The sequence below is a fragment of the Maritalea mobilis genome (genome assembly GCF_019800885.1).
Taxonomy (GTDB): Bacteria; Pseudomonadota; Alphaproteobacteria; order Rhodobacterales; family Rhodobacteraceae; genus Roseibacterium; species Roseibacterium beibuensis.
The window spans coordinates 108118-124384 of the sequence record NZ_JAHVKE010000001.1; the positions used below are offsets into that span (position 1 = coordinate 108118).

The following is a 16267-nucleotide window of genomic DNA, read 5'->3' on the forward strand; positions in this document are numbered from 1 at the left end:
GACGTGGGTGAACGGCCCGGGGGAAACCCTTGGGGCCGTTTTTTCATGTCCTGTTCGTTCCCGGGAGGCGGTTTCAACCCACGGGGACATTTCAATGACCGAAAACATTCAACTCGAACTCACCCTGGACCAGGCGGAGAAGGTCGTCGCCTACGCCATGGAGGCGTTCGAAACCACGATCGAAGCGCTCAGGGACACCGTCCGCGTGCTCAAGAGCATGCCGGAGACCGGGGAAAAGGAAGTCATGAAGGACGTCAAGGCGATGAACAACGCCCTGATGTTCACCATGGAGATGCAGGAGAAAGCCCGTGCTGCAGGAAGCAAGAGATTCGGCGCCGACCGAAACGGATGCATGCTCGACCTCGACGGGGCGCGCGCCGAGATCGACTTTCGGCTCGCTTGCCTCCGCGACGCAGGAGGCGCAGGCGGCGTTTCTGGACAGCCTGAGTGACAACGCGCTGGCGGCGCTGCCTTGGCTCTTCGAGTTCTGGGCGCTGCCGCACCAGCTGGCGCCGGACGGGGACTGGCGCAGCTGGGTTGTCATGGGCGGGCGCGGCGCGGGCAAGACCCGCGCCGGCTCCGAATGGGTGCGGTCCATGGTCGAGGGCTCGGGCCCGCGCGACCCGGGCCGCGCCCGCCGCGTGGCGCTGATTGGTGAAACCTACGATCAGGCGCTGGCCGTGATGGTGAAAGGGGAGAGCGGGATCCTCGCCTGCTCTCCCCCCGACCGCAAACCGCGCTGGGTGGCGTCCGAACGGATGCTGCTCTGGCCGAACGGGGCCGAGGCGCGGCTGTTTTCGGCCCACGACCCCGAGGCCCTTCGCGGCCCGCAATTCGACGCCGCCTGGGCCGATGAACTGGCCAAGTGGCCCAACGCGCAGGAGACTTGGGACATGCTGCAATTCGGCCTTCGCCTCGGCCAGCACCCGCAGGCCGTGGTCACCACCACGCCGCGCAACGTGCCCGCGCTGAAGGACCTGCTGGCGCGGCCCTCGACGGTGATGACCCACGCGCCGACCGAGGCCAACCGCGCCTTCCTCGCCCCCTCCTTCCTGGAGGAAGTGCAGGCGCGCTATGCCGGCACCCGGCTGGGGCGGCAGGAACTGGCGGGCGAGCTTCTGGACGATGTCGAGGGCGCGCTGTGGCAACGGGCGCAGATCGACCGCACACGCACCGGGGTCTACCCCGAGGGCATGCGCGTGATCGTCGCCGTCGACCCGCCGGTCACGGGCCACGATGCCTCGGACGCCTGCGGCATCGTCGTGGTCGGGATCGTCGAACAGGGGCCGGTGCGGGACTGGCGCGCCGTGGTGCTGGAGGACTGCAGCCTGCGCGCCGTCAGCCCGACGGAATGGGCCGAGGCCGCCAGCGCCGCCTATCACCGCCACGACGCCGCCCGCATGGTGGCCGAGGTGAACCAGGGCGGCGATCTCGTCGAAACGCTGATGCGGCAGGTGGACCCGCTGGTGAATTACCGCGCCGTGCGTGCCGCCCGTGGCAAGGCCGCCCGCGCCGAGCCCGTCGCCGCGCTCTACGAACAGGGGCGCGTCGCGCATCTGGGCAGCCTGCCCGAGTTGGAAGACGAGATGTGCCGCATGACGCTGACCGGCTACCAGGGCGGGCGCAGCCCTGACCGGCTCGATGCGCTCGTCTGGGCGCTGACCGATGGGCTGATCGCGCCCGCCGCCCGCCAGTTGACCCCCGCGATCCGCGGGCTCTGACCCACATTTGACCCGACGGCGCCCCGGCGCCCGTCACGCGGCACCACCCGGTCGCCGCGCCTATTCGCATGGCTTGAGGAGAGTAAGCGCATGGTTTTGGATTTCCTGAGGAAAAACGAACCCCAGACGCCCGAGCGCAAGGCCTCGGCCAGCGCGCGCGTCGCCGTCTGGGGCAGCGCGGGCCGCGTCGCCTGGTCCCCGCGCGACACGGTTTCGCTGACGAAGAACGGCTTTCTCGGCAACCCGGTCGGCTACCGCGCCGTCCGCCTGATCGCCGAGGCTGCCGCTGCCCTGCCCATCGTGGCGCAGGACAGCATGCGCCGCTACGACACCCACCCCGCGCTGGGCCTCATCGCGCGGCCCAATGCGGGCCAGGGCCGGGCCGAGTTGCTCGAGGCCGCCTTCGCCCAACTGATGCTGTCGGGCAACGCCTACATTGAGGCCGTCACGCCCGAACCCGGCTGGCCGGTCGAGCTGCATGTCCTGCGCTCGGACCGCATGGCGCTGGTCCCCGGCGCCGATGGCTGGCCCATGGCCTATGATTACACCGTCGGCAGCCGCAAGCACCGCTACGCGCCCGAGGTGATCTGCCATATCAAGGGCTTCCACCCGCAGGACGACCATTACGGTCTCGCCCCGATCCAGGCCGCCGCCACCGCCATCGACGTCCACAACGCCGCCGCGCGCTGGTCCAAGGCGCTGCTCGACAACGCTGCCCGCCCCTCGGGCGCCATCGTCTATCGCGGCGTGGATGGGGCCGGGTCGATGACGCAGGACCAGTTCGACCGCCTGCAGATGGAGTTGGAAAGCCACCACCAGGGCGCGCGCAACGCGGGCCGTCCGATGCTGCTGGAGGGGGGGCTGGATTGGAAGCCGATGGGGTTCAGCCCCTCGGACATGGAGTTCCAGAAAACGAAAGAGGCCGCCGCCCGCGACATCGCGCTGGCCTTCGGCGTGCCGCCCATGCTACTCGGCATCCCCGGCGATGCGACCTACGCCAATTACGCCGAGGCCAACCGCGCCTTCTACCGCCTCACGGTGCTGCCCTTGGCGCAGAAGGTGCTGGCGACGCTGTCCTTCTGGCTTTCGGGGCTGGGGGGCGAGCCGATCGACCTCAAGCCCGACCTCGACCAGGTCCCGGCGCTCTCGGTCGAGCGCGAGGCGCAATGGCGCCGCGTGGCCGAGGCCGATTTCCTGACGGAGGGAGAGAAACGCCGCATGCTCGGCCTGCCCGAGCGCCCGGAGGAGGCATGAGTGGCCGCGAGGCGACGGGCGGCTCGCGCTATCTCTACGCGCCTTTCGACGCCGCCAACGCCCGGATCGAGGCGAATGAACGGGTTCTGGAAGAACGCTGGCAGGCGCTGAGCTTTCGCCTTCAGGGCATCGAAACCGCGCTGGAGCGGCTGGAAAAGCGGCTCTGGCTGGCGGTGTTCGGCGTCGTCAGCGTGATCCTCGCCCAGGGCATCAACCACCTGCTGAACCTCAATGTCGGCGGATAGGAGACGGAAATGAATGGACTTTTCGAAACAGGGCTTGAGACCAAGTTCTGCCGCTTCGACGCGGATCTGACCCTGAAGGACGGCGTGCGGATCGAAGGCTACGCCTCGCTTTTCGGGGCGGCGGACCAGGGCGGCGACGTGGTGGAGCCCGGCGCCTACGCCCGCAGCCTGAGCGCCGATCGCCGGGTCAAGATGCTCTGGCAGCATGACCCGCGCGAACCCATCGGCATCTGGGACACGGTCGCCGAGGACGCCAAGGGCCTGTTCGTGACGGGCCGCCTGCTGGATGACGTCGCCCGCGCCCGCGAGGCCGCGGCCCTGATCGAGGCAGGCGCGATTGACGGGCTGAGCATCGGCTATCGCACGGTGCGCGCCCACAAGAACGACAAGGGGCAGCGTCTCCTGTCGGAAGTGGAGCTGTGGGAGGTGTCGCTCGTGACCTTCCCCATGCTCCCCGAGGCGCGGGTTGCCGCGGCCACGGCGCCCGCCGCCAAGGCCAGCGACCTGCGTGACCTGGCGACGGTGTTCGAGGACGCCCGCCGCAAACTGGCGGCGCGTACGGCCCGCTGATCCCACCGTAAGAGAGGTGTTCGTGATGACCGAGACGGAACCTTCGGCCTCGCTGGCTGAGGTGAAATCGGCGATTGCCGGTTTCATGAATGAAATCAGCCAGTTTCAAGATGAAATGCAAGTGAAGCTTCAAAAACAGGAAGAGCGGATTTCCATGCTGACCACCAAGACCATGAGCCATGCCCGCCCCGCGTTGGCCACCGAGATCGACACCGGCGCGCCGCACAAGAAGGCGCTGTCGACCTACCTGCGCTGCGGCGAAGATGACGCGCTGCGCGGCCTCGAGCTTGAGGGCAAGTCGATGAACACCGCCGTCAATGCCGAGGGCGGCTACCTCGTCGACCCGCAGACGGCCGAAACGATCCAGTCGGTCCTGCGCTCGGCCTCCAGCCTGCGCGCCATCGCCAATGTCGTGGCCGTCGAGGCCAGCAGCTTCGACGTGCTGATCGACACCACCGAGGCCGGGGCCGGCTGGGCCGACGAGGCCACCGCCACGGGCGAGACCGGCACGCCGCAGATCGAGCGCATCTCGATCCCGCTGCACGAGCTTTCGGCGCTTCCCAAGGCCAGCCAGCGCCTGCTGGACGATGCGGCCTTCGACATCGAGGGCTGGCTCGCCGCCCGCATCGCCGACAAGTTCGCCCGCGCCGAGGCCGACGCCTTCATCAACGGCAACGGCTCGGGCAAGCCCACCGGCCTTCTGACCCACCCGATGGTCGCCAATGCCAGCTGGGCCTGGGGCAGCCTTGGCTATGTCGCGACCGGCACGGACGGCGATTTCGACGCCACCAACCCCGCGGATGCGATCGTCGATCTGGTCTATGCGCTCGGGGCCCGCTACCGCGCCAATGCGAGCTTCGTGATGAATTCCAAGACCGCAGGCGCCGTGCGCAAGATGAAGGATGCCGACGGCCGCTTCCTGTGGTCCGACGGCCTCGCGCAGGGCGAACCGGCCCGGCTGATGGGCTACCCGGTGCTGATCGCCGAGGACATGCCCGATATCGCGTCCGACGCCACCGCCATCGCCTTCGGTGATTTCGGCGCGGGCTACACCATCGCCGAACGCCCCGACCTGCGCGTGCTGCGCGACCCGTTCTCGGCCAAGCCGCATGTCCTGTTCTACGCCACCAAGCGTGTCGGCGGCGACGTGACCGACTTTGCCGCGATCAAGCTGATGAAGTTCGGCGCGTCGTAACCCCTCGGGCTTGCCCCCAAGGTTCCTCGCCCCGCGCCATTTCCGGCCGGGGCGGGGACGGCGGCGACGGGGGGCGATCCAGCTGCGCGTCTCCCCGCATGAGCAGCGCACGCCGTCGCCGTCACCCCAAGACGATCCCCGCATCGCGAGGCCAAGTCCCCGCATAACAACACCAATTCCCGGCGCCCCATGGCCCCGAGCAGGATATCCCGGAGATGATTCCCATGATGATGGTCGAACTGACCACGGTGCAAAGTGGCATCCTACCCATTGCCGCCCTGGCAGATCACCTGCGCCTTTCACGCGGCTTCACCGATGACGCGGACCAGGATGCGCGGCTGGAAAGCTGCCTGCGCGCGGCGGCCTCGGCCATCGAGGCGCGCACCGGCAAGGCACTGTTTTCCCGTCGCTTTCTCCTGACCGTGATGCATTGGTCCGAGGACGGGCTGCACCGGCTGCCGATCGCGCCCGTCTCCTCCATCGAGGAGGTGCGGCTGGTCGGGCGCAACGGGTCCGAGACGGTGGTCGACCCCGCCGCCTATCACCTTGTCGAGGACGCGCACCGCCCGCAACTGACCGCGACGGCCGCGCGCCTGCCCACGATCTCGCTGGGTGGGTCGGCCGAGATCGAGTTCATGGCCGGTTACGCCGATGACTGGCCGCTTATGCCCGCCGACCTGATGCAGGCGCTGATCCTGCTGGCGGGCGAGTTCTATGGCCAGAACATCAACACCGACGCGGGCATCCCCTTTGCCGTCTCCGTCCTGATCGAGCCGCATCGCTCGGTCCGGCTGCGGGGGGCGGGGGCATGAGCGCGCCTGTCCTGTCGCGCCGCCTGACGCTGGAGGCGCCCAACCGGGTGCCCGACGGCGCGGGCGGTTTCACCGAAAGCTGGGCGGCGCTTGGCAAGCTCTGGGCCGAGGTCGTGCCCCGCGGCGCCGGGCGCGAGGCCGACGCGGCCTCGGAACTGGCGTTGAAGATCACCATTCGCGCAGCCCCGCCCGGCGCGCCGTCGCGCCCCACGGCAGAGATGCGCTTTCGCGAGGGCGCGCGGATCTTCCGCATCGAGGCGGTGACCGAGGCCGACGCCACGGGCCGCCACCTTTTGTGTTTCGCCAAGGAGGAGACGGGCGCATGAGCTATGCCGCCAGCGAGGCCCTTCAAACGGCCATTTTCACCGCGCTTTCGGGCGATCCGACCGTCGTCGCGCTGTCGAACGGCGCGATCCATGACGCGCTGCCGCCCGGTCCCGTGCCCTCGCTCTACGTGAGCCTCGGGCCCGAACGCGCGCGGGCGCGGGCCGACAAGACCGGGGCCGGGGCGGTCCACGATCTGCCCGTTTCGGTCATCACCGACGGGGCGGGCTTCGCCACCGCCAAGACGCTTGCCGTGGCGATTTCCGACGCGCTGGACGGGGCCGCGTTGAGCCTTTCGCGCGGGCATCTCGTCAGCCTCGATTTCCTGCGGGCGCGGGCCCGCCACTCGGGCGAACGGCGCGAGATCGAGATCTGGTTTCGCGCCAGAATCGACCTCGCGTGATGCTTGAAGAACGCATTACAACCCATTTTCAAAATTGGAGAAAGATATGACTGCTCAAAGCGGCAAGGATCTGCTGGTCAAGGTCGACATGGACGGCTCGGGCCAGTTCGAGACCATCGCCGGGCTGCGCGCCACGCGGCTCAGCTTCAACGCCGAAACGGTGGATGTGACCAGCCTGGAATCCACCGGCGGCTGGCGCGAGTTGCTGTCCGGCGCGGGTGTCCGTACGGCGGCGATCTCGGGCTCGGGCGTGTTTCGCGACGCGACGACGGACGAACGCGCGCGGGCGATCTTCTGGTCGGGCGAATTGCCCGATTTCCAGGTCGTCATCCCCGATTTCGGCATCATCGAGGGGCCGTTCCAGATCACCTCGATCGAATATGCCGGGTCGCATGACGGCGAGGCCAGCTACGAGATGGCCATGGCCTCGGCCGGCGCGCTGACCTTCACCGCGATCTGAGGCGCGGGACCATGGCCAACCCCCATGCCGGTGAGGTCGCGCTGGTCATCGACGGCCAGCGCCATGTTGCGCGCCTGACCCTCGGCGCGCTGGCCGAGTTGGAGGACCGTCTTGGCGCGGGCAGCCTGCCGGCGCTGGTCGAACGCTTCGAGGGCGAGGGACCGCGCGCGGGCGATGTCCTTGCGCTGATCTGCGCGGGGCTGCGCGGCGGCGGCTGGCAGGGCGATCTGCGTGACCTCGCCCATGCCGAGATCGAAGGCGGCGTGATCGAGGCTGCGCGGGTCGCCGCGCGGCTTCTGGCGCTGGCCTTCCGGGGGGCGGAATGAGGGCGCGGGCCGGCTTCGACTGGCCCGCCCTGATGCGGGCGGGCATCCAGGGCCTCGGCCTGCGCCCGGCCGAGTTCTGGGCGCTGACCCCCGCGGAACTGCTTCTGATGCTGGGCGAGGGGACCGGCGCCGCGCCGATGCGCCGCGACACGCTGGACGCGCTGCTGGCGCGCTTCCCCGACCAGCCAACCGAAAAGGAGAGGGCCGATGGCCGACATGAGTGACGACCTCGACGGGTTCGAGGCGCAGATCGCGGAGTTGGAGACGACGCTGTCCGGCGCGACCTCCATCGCCGCGGCCTTCCAGGCGGAGCTGGAGGGGATGCAGGGCGCGATGCTCTACACCAACCGCGAGGTGCAGAGCATGAGCCGCGCCATCGGCGGCGGGCTGCGGCGCGCCTTCGACGGGCTGGTGTTCGACGGGATGCGCCTGTCGGACGCGCTGCGCACCGTCGCGACCAGCATGATCGACGCCGCCTACAACGCCGCGATGCGCCCGGTTCAGACCGCGATCGGCGGGGTGATTTCCAACGGGATCAACGGGTTGATGTCCTCGATCCTGCCCTTCGAGAAAGGCGGCGCCTTTTCCGGCGGTCGCGTCACGCCCTTTGCGCGCGGCGGCGTGGTCAGCGGGCCGACGCCCTTCGCCATGCGTGGCGGCCTGGGCCTTATGGGCGAGGCCGGACCCGAGGCGATCATGCCGCTGACGCGCGGCCCGGACGGGCGGCTCGGCGTGCAGGCGGCGGGTGGCGGCGGGGCCGTTTCCGTCACCATGAACATCACCACGCCCGATGTGCAGGGCTTCCGCCGCAGCCAGAGCCAGATCGCCGCCGAGATGGGCCGCGCGCTGGCGCGTGGCCAGCGCAATCGCTGAGAAAGGCCAGGAAACATGGGATTTCACGAGGTTCGCTTTCCCGCCAACCTGAGCTTCGGCTCGGTCGGCGGGCCCGAGCGGCGCACCGAGGTGGTGACGCTGACCAACGGGTTCGAGGAACGCAACACCCCCTGGGCGCAGTCGCGCCGCCGCTATGACGCGGGCGTGGCGATGCGCTCGCTCGACGATATCGCGCGGCTGATCGCGTTTTTCGAGGCGCGGCGCGGGCAGCTTTACGGGTTCCGCTGGAAGGATTGGTCGGATTTCAAATCCTGCCTGCCCTCGGAAACGCCGGCCTTCCGCGACCAGCGGATCGGCACGGGCGACGGGGTGACGACGACCTTTCCCCTGTCGAAACGCTATGCATCGGGCGACATCCATTATGACCGCCCCATCGCCAAGCCGGTGCAAGGCACGGTGCTTGCCGGTGTCTCGGCCGAGGAACTGGTGCAGGGCGTCCATTACACCGTCGATCACGCGGCAGGGATCCTCACCTTCGCCGACGCCCCCGAGGCCGGCGAAGAGGTGACGGCTGGCTTCGAATTCGACGTGCCCGTGCGCTTCGACACCGACACGATCCAGGCCAGCGTCGCCTCCTTCCAGGCGGGCGAGGCCTTGAGCGTGCCCGTGGTGGAGATCCGGCTATGAGCGGGGTCGAGGGGCTCGACGCGCATCTGGCGACCGGCACGACCGGCGTCGCGCGCTGCTGGAAGCTGACCCGCGCCGATGGCGTCAGCTACGGCTTCACCGACCATGACCGCGACCTGAGCTTCGACGGGGTCACCTTTCGCGCGGGCACGGGCCTGTCGGCGGCGGCGCTGAGCCAGACCACGGGCCTTGCGGTCGACAATACCGAGGCCGTCGGCGCGCTGTCGGATGCCGCCGTCACCGAAGAGGACATCAAGGCGGGCCGCTTCGACGGCGCGCGGATCGAGGCGTGGCTGGTACAATGGGCCGCGCCCGAGAACCGCGCGCTGACATTTCGTGGCACGCTGGGCGAGATCAGCCGGGGCGAGGGTGCCTTCACCGCCGAGTTGCGGGGCCTGTCCGAGGCGCTGAACCGGCCGCAGGGGCGCGTCTACCAGCGCGCCTGTTCCGCCGTTCTGGGCGACGCGGCCTGCCGCTTCGACCTGTCCACCCCCGGCTACGGGACCGAGGCCGCGCCCATCGCCGTCGAGAACGCGCGCGTCTTCACCTTCGACGGCGCGCTGCCCTTCGAGCCGCGTTGGTTCGAACGGGGCCTTCTGCGCGTTCAGGACGGCCCCGGCGCGGGCCTTGGCGGGGCGATCAAGCGGGATCGGCTGGACGAAGACGGGAACCGCCGGGTGGAACTTTGGGACAGCCTGCGCGCCGAGGTGACACCGGGCACGCCCCTGCGTCTGAGCGCCGGCTGCGACAAGCGGATGGAGACCTGCAAGCTGAAATTCGCGAACTTGCTGAATTTCCGCGGCTTTCCCGACATTCCCGGCGAGGATTGGATGGCCGCGCACCCCTCGCGGCGCTCCGACAGTTTCGGCGGCTCTCGCAGATGAGCGCGCCCGAGATCGTCACCGCCGCGCGCGGCTGGCTGGGCACGCCCTACCTGCACCAGGCCTCGTGCCGGGGGGCGGGGACGGATTGCCTGGGCCTGATCCTCGGGCTTTGGCGCGACCGCTTCGGCGCGCTGCCCGAACCGGTGCCCGGTTACACGCAAGACTGGTCCGAGGCAGGCCGCGAGGAACGGCTCTGGCAGGCCGCGCGGCGGCACATGACCGAGAAACCCGCGGCCGAGGCCGCACCCGGCGACGTGCTCCTGTTCCGGATGCGGGCGGGCTGCGTCGCGAAACACATGGGCGTTCAGGCCGAGGCCGCACCGGGCCGGGCCAGCTTCATCCACGCCTGGTCGGGCCATGGCGTCGTCGAGACGCGCCTGACCGGCCCCTGGGCGCGGCGCGTCGTGGCGCGCTTCGCCTTTCCTGAAAGGATCTGAGACATGGCGACACTCCTCCTCTCGGCGGCGGGCGCGGCCCTTGGCGGCATGACGCAGGCCTCGGTCTTCGGCCTGACGGGCGCGGTTCTGGGCCGCGCCGTTGGCGCCACGATCGGCCGCGTGATCGACCAACGCCTGATGGGCGCGGGCTCCGAGGCGATCGAACAGGGCCGCGTCGAGCGCTTTCGCATCACCGGCGCGGGCGAGGGCGCGCCCGTCGCGCGGCTTTTCGGGCGGATGCGCCTAGGCGGTCAGGTGATCTGGGCCACGCAATTCGTCGAGCACCGCAAGAAATCGGGCGGCAGCAAGGGCGCGGCCCCGCAGCCCAAGACCGTCCGCTATTCCTATTCCGTCAGCCTTGCCGTCGCGCTCTGCGAGGGCGAGATCGCGCGCGTGGGCCGGATCTGGGCCGACGGGGTCGAGATCGACCGCGAGACCGTCACCATGCGCCTGCACAAGGGCGGCGAGGACCAGCTGCCCGACCCGCTGATCGAGGCGGTCGAAGGCGCGGGCGAGGTGCCGGCCTATCGCGGCATCGCCTATGTCGTGTTCGAGGACCTGGACCTCTCGCCCTATGGCAACCGCGTGCCGCAATTCGCCTTCGAGGTGGTGCGCAACCCGCGGGTCGAGGCCCCCCACACCCCGCAAGCCGCCGAGATGATCCGGGCCGTGGCGATGATGCCGGGCACGGGGGAATACGCGCTCTCCACCAGCCGCGTCGCCTATGACGGCGCGCTCGGGTCGGGCGGGGCGGCCAATGTCTCAGCCGAGGGCGGCTTGTCGGATTTTTCGCAATCGCTGGCCACGCTGCGCGACACGCTGCCCAACCTCACATCGGTCTCGCTGATCTATTCGTGGTTCGGCGACGACCTGCGCGCGGGGGCCTGCACGGTGAAACCCAAGGCCGAGGACCGCGACCGCAAGACGAAGAAACATCCCTGGACCGTCGGTTCGCTGGAGCGCAGGCAAGCCGAAGAGATCGCCCGCGACGCCGAGGGGCGGCCGATCTACGGCGGCACGCCCGCGGATGAAAGCGTGATCGAGGCCATCACCGCCGTTCGCGACGGCGGGCAGGAGGTGATGTTCTACCCCTTCCTGCTGATGGAAATCCTCGAAGGCAACGGCATGCCCGACCCGTGGGGCGGGGCCGAGCAGGCGCATCTGCCGTGGCGCGGGCGCATCACCGGCGATCTTGCCCCCGGCCAGCCGGGCGGCCCCGATGGCACCGCCGCCAACGCCGTCGCCACCGCGTTCTTCTTCGGCACGGTCACGGCTGCCGATTTCACGGTGACCGAGGGCAGGGTCGCTTATCACGGCCCTGACGAATGGTCCTATTCGCGCTTCATCCTGCACTGCGCCGCGCTCTGTGCGGCGGCGGGCGGCGTCGAGGCCTTCTGCATCGGTTCCGAGATGCGCAGCCTGACCCAGATGCGCGACGCCCTGGGCTTTCCGGCGGTGGACCGGCTCCGCGATCTTGCCGCCGAGGTGCGCACGCTTCTGCCAGAGGCCAGGCTGACCTATGCCGCCGATTGGTCGGAATATTTCGGCTACCACCCGCAGGACGGCTCGGGCGACGTGTATTTCCATCTCGATCCGCTCTGGGCGGACGAGAACATCGATTTCATCGGGATCGACAATTACATGCCCGTGGCCGACTGGCGCGACGGGCACGACCATGCCGATGCGGCCGAGTGGAACACGATCCACGACCTTGCCTACCTGCGCGCCAATATCGAGGGCGGCGAGGGCGGCGACTGGTACTACCCGAGCGCCGAGGCCCGCGCCGCGCAGCGCCGGGTGCCGATCACCGATGGGCTTTTCGGCAAGGATTGGGTGTTCCGGGTCAAGGCATTGCGCGATTGGTGGGAGCAGCGCCACTACGACCGCCGTCGCGGTGTCGAGGGCGACATCCTCGACGCGGGCGACGCCCTGTCGGACACCTTTCGCGCAACCGCCATGGGCATTGAGGATCGCGTCGCCGTCAACGATGCCGGACGCTTTGCCTCGCGCGTCTTCGGCCTGTCCGGCGCGTCCTACTGCTACGCCAATCTCGATGTCGTTCCCGGGGCGCTCTATACCTTCCGCCTGCTGGTCAAGTCGGCCTCGGGGGCGCCGGAAACCGCGAGCCTGAACTATTTCGACGGCGCCCATCACCGGCAGCTCTTTACCGCCGACGGCACGTGGCAGGAGGTTCAGCTTACCTTTCGGCCGGATCGCGACACGGTCAACCTCTACCCGGTCGACATGCGCGCGCCCGGAACCGATGCCGAAGCGTTGCTGATCGCGGATGTCGCGCTCATCAGCGATGCGTCCTCGACCCCCTGGGTGCCGCGCTCGAAACCCATCCGTTTCACCGAGTTCGGCTGCGCGGCCATCGACAAGGGTGCGAACCAGCCCAACGCCTTTCTCGACGCCAAGAGCGCCGAAAGCGCGATGCCGCGCCACTCCAACGGGCGGCGGGATGATCTGATGCAGGCGCAATACCTGCGTGCGGTCCTGTCCTACTGGGACGATCTGGCGACCAATCCGGTCTCCGAGATCTATGGCGGCCCGATGCTGGAGATGGACCATGCCCATGCCTGGGCCTGGGACGCGAGACCCTGGCCGGCCTTCCCGAACGACCGCGCGCGCTGGTCGGATGGCGAGAACTGGCGCCGGGGTCATTGGCTGACCGGGCGGCTCGATGCCGCGCCGCTGGACCTGGTGGTGGCCGAGATCTGCGAAAGCGCCGGGCTGGGGGCCGAGGACTATGACGTCTCGCGCCTGCATGGCCTTGTCCGCGGGCACCTGTCGGGGGAAACCGAACCGGCCCGCGCGCGGCTGCAATCGCTGATGCTGGCGCACGGCTTCCACGCGGTGGAGCGGGAGGGCAAGCTGGTTTTCCTGCCCCTGCCATCGCGCCCCGCCGCGGTGATCGAGGGGGAGAGCACCGCCATCGACGAGGACGGAAAAAGCGGGCTTACCCGCATCCGTGCCCCCGAGGCCGAGACCTTGGGCCGCCTGCGCATCGGCTATACCGAGGCCGAGGCGGCTTACGAGGCACGCGTCTCCGAGGCCGTGCATCCCGGCGACGGGGCGGACGTGGTCAACGACTCCAACCTGCCCATGGCGCTGACCGGCCCCGAGGGGCAGGCCATCGCCGAACGCTGGCTGGCCGAGGCGCGGGTGGCACGCGACGTGGTGAAACTGGCGCTGCCGCCCTCGCGCCGGTCGCTCGGCGCGGGCGACATGGTGGCGCTGGAGGACGGCAGCACATGGCGCATCGACCGGGTCGAGGCGGGGGCGCTGCGGCAGATCGAGGCCGTGCGGGTGGAACCGACGACGACCGACCCCTCCGACGAGGTCGAAGAGGCGATCAGCCAATCACTGTTCGTGCCGCCGCTGCCGGTTTCCTCCATCTTCCTCGACCTGCCGCACTTGACCGGCGACGAGGTCGCGCACGCGCCCCATATCGCGGTCGCGGCCGATCCCTGGCCCGGGTCGGCGGCGGTTTACGCTGCGCCCGGCCCGGACGGGTTCGAGTTGAACAAGCTGGTCGAACAGGGGGCGGTTGCGGGCACGCTGGAGACCCCGCTTTTCGCGGTGAAACCCGGCATCTGGGACCGCTCGGGCGCGGTGCGCGTGCGGATCGCCACCGGCGCGCTGTCCTCGGCCGAGGCGGAGGCGGTGCTCAACGGCGCGAACCTCGCCGCGATCGGGGCGGGGGACGGCGCGGGCTGGGAGGTGATCCAGTTCCGCGACGCGACGCTGGTCGGCCCCGAGTTGTGGGAGATCGGGCTGCGCCTGCGCGGTCAGCAGGGCACAGATGCCGACATGCCCCCGATCTGGCCGGAGGGGAGCCTTTTCGTCCTGCTCGACGGGGCGGTGGGGCAGGTCGATCTGCCCGCCTCGGCCCGTGGGCTGGCGCGCTACTGGCGCGTGGGGCCGGCGCGCCGCGCGCTCGACGATGCCAGCTATACCGAGAAGGTGCTGGCCTTCGAGGGCGTGGGCCTCAGACCCTACAGCCCCGCGCATCTGCGCAGTCGGCGGGTGGGGGCCGCGCGCGAGGTCACGTGGATCCGCCGCTCGCGCATCGACGCCGACAGCTGGGAAGGGCTGGACGTGCCGCTGGGCGAGGCGAGCGAGATGTACCTGGTGCGGATCGTGGATGCCGGGGGGCTGCGCCGTGAGGCGACGCTGGGCAGCCGCGCCTTCACCTATACCGACGCGATGCGCGGGGCCGATGGCACCGCGCCCGCCTATTCCATCGAGGTTGCCCAGGTCTCCGACCGGTTCGGACCGGGCCCGTTTGCAAGGATCGAGATCAATGACTGACACGCCCAACCTGAGCCTTCCGATGCTGGCGCCCGCGCAGGCGCAGAAACATGTGACCGTGAACGAGGCGCTGGGCCGTCTGGACGGGCTGACGCAGCTGGTGCTGGCCTCGGTCAGCGAGGTGACGCCGCCGGCCTCGGCGCCCGAAGGGACATGCTATGGCGTGCCGGTTGGTGCGGTGAACGACTGGGCCGGGCAGGCGGGGACGGTGGCCATCGCGCTGGGCGGCGGCTGGGTCTTTGCACCGGCCCGGCGGGGCTGGCGCGCGATGGTGCTGGATGCGGGCGAACCCGCGATGTTCGACGGGGCGGGCTGGCGGATGGGGGCGCTGACGCTTTCGCCCGGGGGGGCGGCGCTGGCGATGCGGGCGGTGGAGATGGAGGTGGCGCTGACGCCCGGGGCGTCCGTCACGACGCCCATCGCCTTCCCGGCCCGCGCCATTGCCTTCGGCGTCACCGGGCGGGTCGTGGCCGAGATCGCCGGGACGGCGACGAGTTGGACGCTCGGCGTGGCGGGCGACCTGGCGCGCTATGGCTCGGGGCTGGGATTGGCGCAGAACTCGTGGGTCAACGGACCCGGCGCGCCGCAGGTCTATTGGGCGCCCGCGGCATTGGAGATCACCGCCACGGGCGGCGAGTTCACGGGCGGCACCCTGCGGCTGGTGGCCCATTTCGCGGAATTGTCGCTGCCGGACCCGGTCTGAGGGATTGCGCCGCGTATCACGCGTCGTCCGGGGGAAGCACCGCAAGGGGCATCGAGCCCCTTGCGGTGCTTATGCCTCCGGCGGGAGTTTTTCAGCCAAGATGAAGAGGGCGGGTCACCTCTGCGTCATTCTGTCCATTCAACCTTGGACCGCAGAGCGGGGATGCGCTATATGGCGTCGGGCGCGAGAATGACAGGAGGGCACCATGGCCCGGACACGCAGCCACCCGATGGAACTCGACCCGGTCTGGCGCCGGATCACCGACGAAGCCGAGGCCGCGATCGCGGCCGAGCCGCTTCTGGGCGGGTTGGTGCATGCCTGCATCCTGCATCACGCAAGCCTCGAGGACGCCCTGGCCTATCGCCTCGCGCAGAAGCTGGCCTCGGGCGACATGTCGGAGCAGTTGTTGCGCGAGATCGCGGACGACGCCTACGCGGCCGACCCCAGCCTTGGGCAGGCGGCGCGGGCGGATATCACCGCCGTCTACGACCGCGACCCGGCCTGCCACCGTTACATCCAGCCCTTGTTGTTCTTCAAAGGGTTCCAGGCCGTGCAGGCCTATCGCGTGGCCAATTGGCTGTGGCGGCAGGGGCGCGCGGACATGGCCTATTTCATCCAGATGCGCATGTCCGAGATCTTTTCGGTCGACATCCACCCGGCCGCGCGGGTCGGCAAGGGCATCATGATCGACCATGCCCATTCCATCGTCATCGGTGAAACGGCCGTGGTGGGCGACAATGTCTCGATGCTGCATTCCGTGACGCTGGGCGGGACCGGAAAGGAAGAGGAAGACCGCCACCCCAAGATCGGCGATGGCGTTCTGATCGGGGCGGGTGCGAAGGTTCTGGGCAATATCCACGTGGGTCATTGCAGCCGCGTGGCCGCCGGGTCGGTGGTGTTGCACGAGGTGCCGCCCTGCACCACGGTGGCGGGCGTTCCAGCCAGGATCGTGGGCGAGGCGGGCTGCGATCAGCCGTCGTTGAACATGGATCATCTCTTTGCCGGAGGGGCGAAGAAGAGTTGAGGCGATGCCCGAGCGTCGCCGCGCAAGCATCTGACCTGGAATAAAAAAGCTGCGGGGATGCCTGCGGCTTTTTC

General features: G+C 69.5%; 19 protein-coding genes. All 19 read left to right on the top strand.

Annotated features, from left to right (window positions below):
• Window positions 1-94: 94 nt before the first annotated feature.
• Complete coding sequence (locus tag KUV65_RS00535) at window positions 95-451, top strand: hypothetical protein (RefSeq protein ID WP_222186909.1); 357 nt, start codon at window positions 95-97, stop codon at window positions 449-451.
• 16 nt (window positions 452-467) lie between these two features.
• Complete coding sequence (locus tag KUV65_RS00540) at window positions 468-1721, top strand: DNA-packaging protein (protein WP_261331635.1); 1254 nt, start codon at window positions 468-470, stop codon at window positions 1719-1721.
• A 90-nt stretch (window positions 1722-1811) separates the two neighbouring features.
• On the top strand, window positions 1812-2975 hold the full coding sequence (locus tag KUV65_RS00545) for a phage portal protein (protein ID WP_222186910.1): 1164 nt from the start codon (window positions 1812-1814) through the stop codon (window positions 2973-2975).
• Window positions 2972-3220, top strand: a complete 249-nt coding sequence (locus tag KUV65_RS00550) for a GTA head formation protein, RCAP_rcc01685 family (protein ID WP_025312495.1) — start codon at window positions 2972-2974, stop codon at window positions 3218-3220. The genes KUV65_RS00545 and KUV65_RS00550 overlap by 4 nt, the downstream gene beginning before the upstream one ends.
• Before the next feature lie 9 nt (window positions 3221-3229).
• Window positions 3230-3790: an HK97 family phage prohead protease gene (locus KUV65_RS00555; RefSeq protein WP_222186911.1), complete on the top strand. Its 561-nt coding sequence runs from the start codon at window positions 3230-3232 to the stop codon at window positions 3788-3790.
• A 25-nt stretch (window positions 3791-3815) separates the two neighbouring features.
• The gene (locus tag KUV65_RS00560; RefSeq protein WP_222186912.1) at window positions 3816-4985 is read left to right on the top strand and encodes a phage major capsid protein; all 1170 of its coding nucleotides are present in this window, start codon (window positions 3816-3818) and stop codon (window positions 4983-4985) included.
• A 215-nt stretch (window positions 4986-5200) separates the two neighbouring features.
• The gene (locus tag KUV65_RS00565) at window positions 5201-5797 is read left to right on the top strand and encodes a head-tail connector protein (protein ID WP_222186913.1); all 597 of its coding nucleotides are present in this window, start codon (window positions 5201-5203) and stop codon (window positions 5795-5797) included.
• Window positions 5794-6123, top strand: coding sequence for a phage head closure protein (locus KUV65_RS00570; RefSeq protein WP_222186914.1), 330 nt, complete (start codon window positions 5794-5796; stop codon window positions 6121-6123). Before KUV65_RS00565 ends, KUV65_RS00570 begins: the two co-directional genes overlap by 4 nt.
• Window positions 6120-6524, top strand: a complete 405-nt coding sequence (locus KUV65_RS00575; protein ID WP_222186915.1) for a DUF3168 domain-containing protein — start codon at window positions 6120-6122, stop codon at window positions 6522-6524. Before KUV65_RS00570 ends, KUV65_RS00575 begins: the two co-directional genes overlap by 4 nt.
• 46 nt (window positions 6525-6570) lie before the next feature.
• Window positions 6571-6984 carry a phage major tail protein, TP901-1 family gene (locus KUV65_RS00580; RefSeq protein ID WP_222186916.1) on the top strand — a complete coding sequence of 138 codons (414 nt, stop codon included), beginning with the start codon at window positions 6571-6573 and terminating at the stop codon, window positions 6982-6984.
• A gap of 11 nt (window positions 6985-6995) precedes the next feature.
• Window positions 6996-7310, top strand: a complete 315-nt coding sequence (locus KUV65_RS00585) for a gene transfer agent family protein (protein WP_222186917.1) — start codon at window positions 6996-6998, stop codon at window positions 7308-7310.
• Complete coding sequence (locus KUV65_RS00590) at window positions 7307-7534, top strand: rcc01693 family protein (protein WP_222186918.1); 228 nt, start codon at window positions 7307-7309, stop codon at window positions 7532-7534. The genes KUV65_RS00585 and KUV65_RS00590 overlap by 4 nt, the downstream gene beginning before the upstream one ends.
• Window positions 7518-8183 (top strand): phage tail tape measure protein, encoded by a 666-nt coding sequence (locus tag KUV65_RS00595; protein ID WP_261331556.1) that lies wholly within the window; start codon window positions 7518-7520, stop codon window positions 8181-8183. The genes KUV65_RS00590 and KUV65_RS00595 overlap by 17 nt, the downstream gene beginning before the upstream one ends.
• Window positions 8184-8198: 15 nt before the next feature.
• Window positions 8199-8831 carry a DUF2460 domain-containing protein gene (locus KUV65_RS00600; protein WP_222186919.1) on the top strand — a complete coding sequence of 211 codons (633 nt, stop codon included), beginning with the start codon at window positions 8199-8201 and terminating at the stop codon, window positions 8829-8831.
• Complete coding sequence (locus KUV65_RS00605; RefSeq protein WP_222186920.1) at window positions 8828-9715, top strand: DUF2163 domain-containing protein; 888 nt, start codon at window positions 8828-8830, stop codon at window positions 9713-9715. The genes KUV65_RS00600 and KUV65_RS00605 overlap by 4 nt, the downstream gene beginning before the upstream one ends.
• The gene (locus tag KUV65_RS00610; RefSeq protein WP_222186921.1) at window positions 9712-10152 is read left to right on the top strand and encodes an NlpC/P60 family protein; all 441 of its coding nucleotides are present in this window, start codon (window positions 9712-9714) and stop codon (window positions 10150-10152) included. Before KUV65_RS00605 ends, KUV65_RS00610 begins: the two co-directional genes overlap by 4 nt.
• A gap of 3 nt (window positions 10153-10155) precedes the next feature.
• Window positions 10156-14466, top strand: coding sequence for a baseplate multidomain protein megatron (locus KUV65_RS00615; protein WP_222186922.1), 4311 nt, complete (start codon window positions 10156-10158; stop codon window positions 14464-14466).
• A complete protein-coding gene (locus KUV65_RS00620) occupies window positions 14459-15169 on the top strand; it encodes a DUF2793 domain-containing protein (protein WP_222186923.1) in 711 nt (236 codons plus the stop codon). The genes KUV65_RS00615 and KUV65_RS00620 overlap by 8 nt, the downstream gene beginning before the upstream one ends.
• A gap of 205 nt (window positions 15170-15374) precedes the next feature.
• The gene (gene cysE / locus KUV65_RS00625) at window positions 15375-16193 is read left to right on the top strand and encodes a serine O-acetyltransferase (RefSeq protein ID WP_222186924.1); all 819 of its coding nucleotides are present in this window, start codon (window positions 15375-15377) and stop codon (window positions 16191-16193) included.
• Window positions 16194-16267: the final 74 nt, after the last annotated feature.

Excerpts from the sequence above, each read along its gene's own strand:
- KUV65_RS00600 (WP_222186919.1), top strand. The coding sequence starts at position 8,199 with ATGGGATTTCACGAGGTTCGCTTTCCCGCCAACCTGAGCTTCGGCTCG.
- KUV65_RS00550 (WP_025312495.1), top strand. The coding sequence starts at position 2,972 with ATGAGTGGCCGCGAGGCGACGGGCGGCTCGCGCTATCTCTACGCGCCT.
- KUV65_RS00580 (WP_222186916.1), top strand. The coding sequence starts at position 6,571 with ATGACTGCTCAAAGCGGCAAGGATCTGCTGGTCAAGGTCGACATGGAC.
- KUV65_RS00575 (WP_222186915.1), top strand. The coding sequence starts at position 6,120 with ATGAGCTATGCCGCCAGCGAGGCCCTTCAAACGGCCATTTTCACCGCG.
- KUV65_RS00555 (WP_222186911.1), top strand. The coding sequence starts at position 3,230 with ATGAATGGACTTTTCGAAACAGGGCTTGAGACCAAGTTCTGCCGCTTC.
- KUV65_RS00620 (WP_222186923.1), top strand. The coding sequence starts at position 14,459 with ATGACTGACACGCCCAACCTGAGCCTTCCGATGCTGGCGCCCGCGCAG.
- KUV65_RS00570 (WP_222186914.1), top strand. The coding sequence starts at position 5,794 with ATGAGCGCGCCTGTCCTGTCGCGCCGCCTGACGCTGGAGGCGCCCAAC.
- KUV65_RS00605 (WP_222186920.1), top strand. The coding sequence starts at position 8,828 with ATGAGCGGGGTCGAGGGGCTCGACGCGCATCTGGCGACCGGCACGACC.
- KUV65_RS00565 (WP_222186913.1), top strand. The coding sequence starts at position 5,201 with ATGATTCCCATGATGATGGTCGAACTGACCACGGTGCAAAGTGGCATC.
- KUV65_RS00595 (WP_261331556.1), top strand. The coding sequence starts at position 7,518 with ATGGCCGACATGAGTGACGACCTCGACGGGTTCGAGGCGCAGATCGCG.
- KUV65_RS00610 (WP_222186921.1), top strand. The coding sequence starts at position 9,712 with ATGAGCGCGCCCGAGATCGTCACCGCCGCGCGCGGCTGGCTGGGCACG.
- KUV65_RS00590 (WP_222186918.1), top strand. The coding sequence starts at position 7,307 with ATGAGGGCGCGGGCCGGCTTCGACTGGCCCGCCCTGATGCGGGCGGGC.
- cysE (WP_222186924.1), top strand. The coding sequence starts at position 15,375 with ATGGCCCGGACACGCAGCCACCCGATGGAACTCGACCCGGTCTGGCGC.
- KUV65_RS00545 (WP_222186910.1), top strand. The coding sequence starts at position 1,812 with ATGGTTTTGGATTTCCTGAGGAAAAACGAACCCCAGACGCCCGAGCGC.
- KUV65_RS00560 (WP_222186912.1), top strand. The coding sequence starts at position 3,816 with ATGACCGAGACGGAACCTTCGGCCTCGCTGGCTGAGGTGAAATCGGCG.
- KUV65_RS00535 (WP_222186909.1), top strand. The coding sequence starts at position 95 with ATGACCGAAAACATTCAACTCGAACTCACCCTGGACCAGGCGGAGAAG.
- KUV65_RS00585 (WP_222186917.1), top strand. The coding sequence starts at position 6,996 with ATGGCCAACCCCCATGCCGGTGAGGTCGCGCTGGTCATCGACGGCCAG.
- KUV65_RS00615 (WP_222186922.1), top strand. The coding sequence starts at position 10,156 with ATGGCGACACTCCTCCTCTCGGCGGCGGGCGCGGCCCTTGGCGGCATG.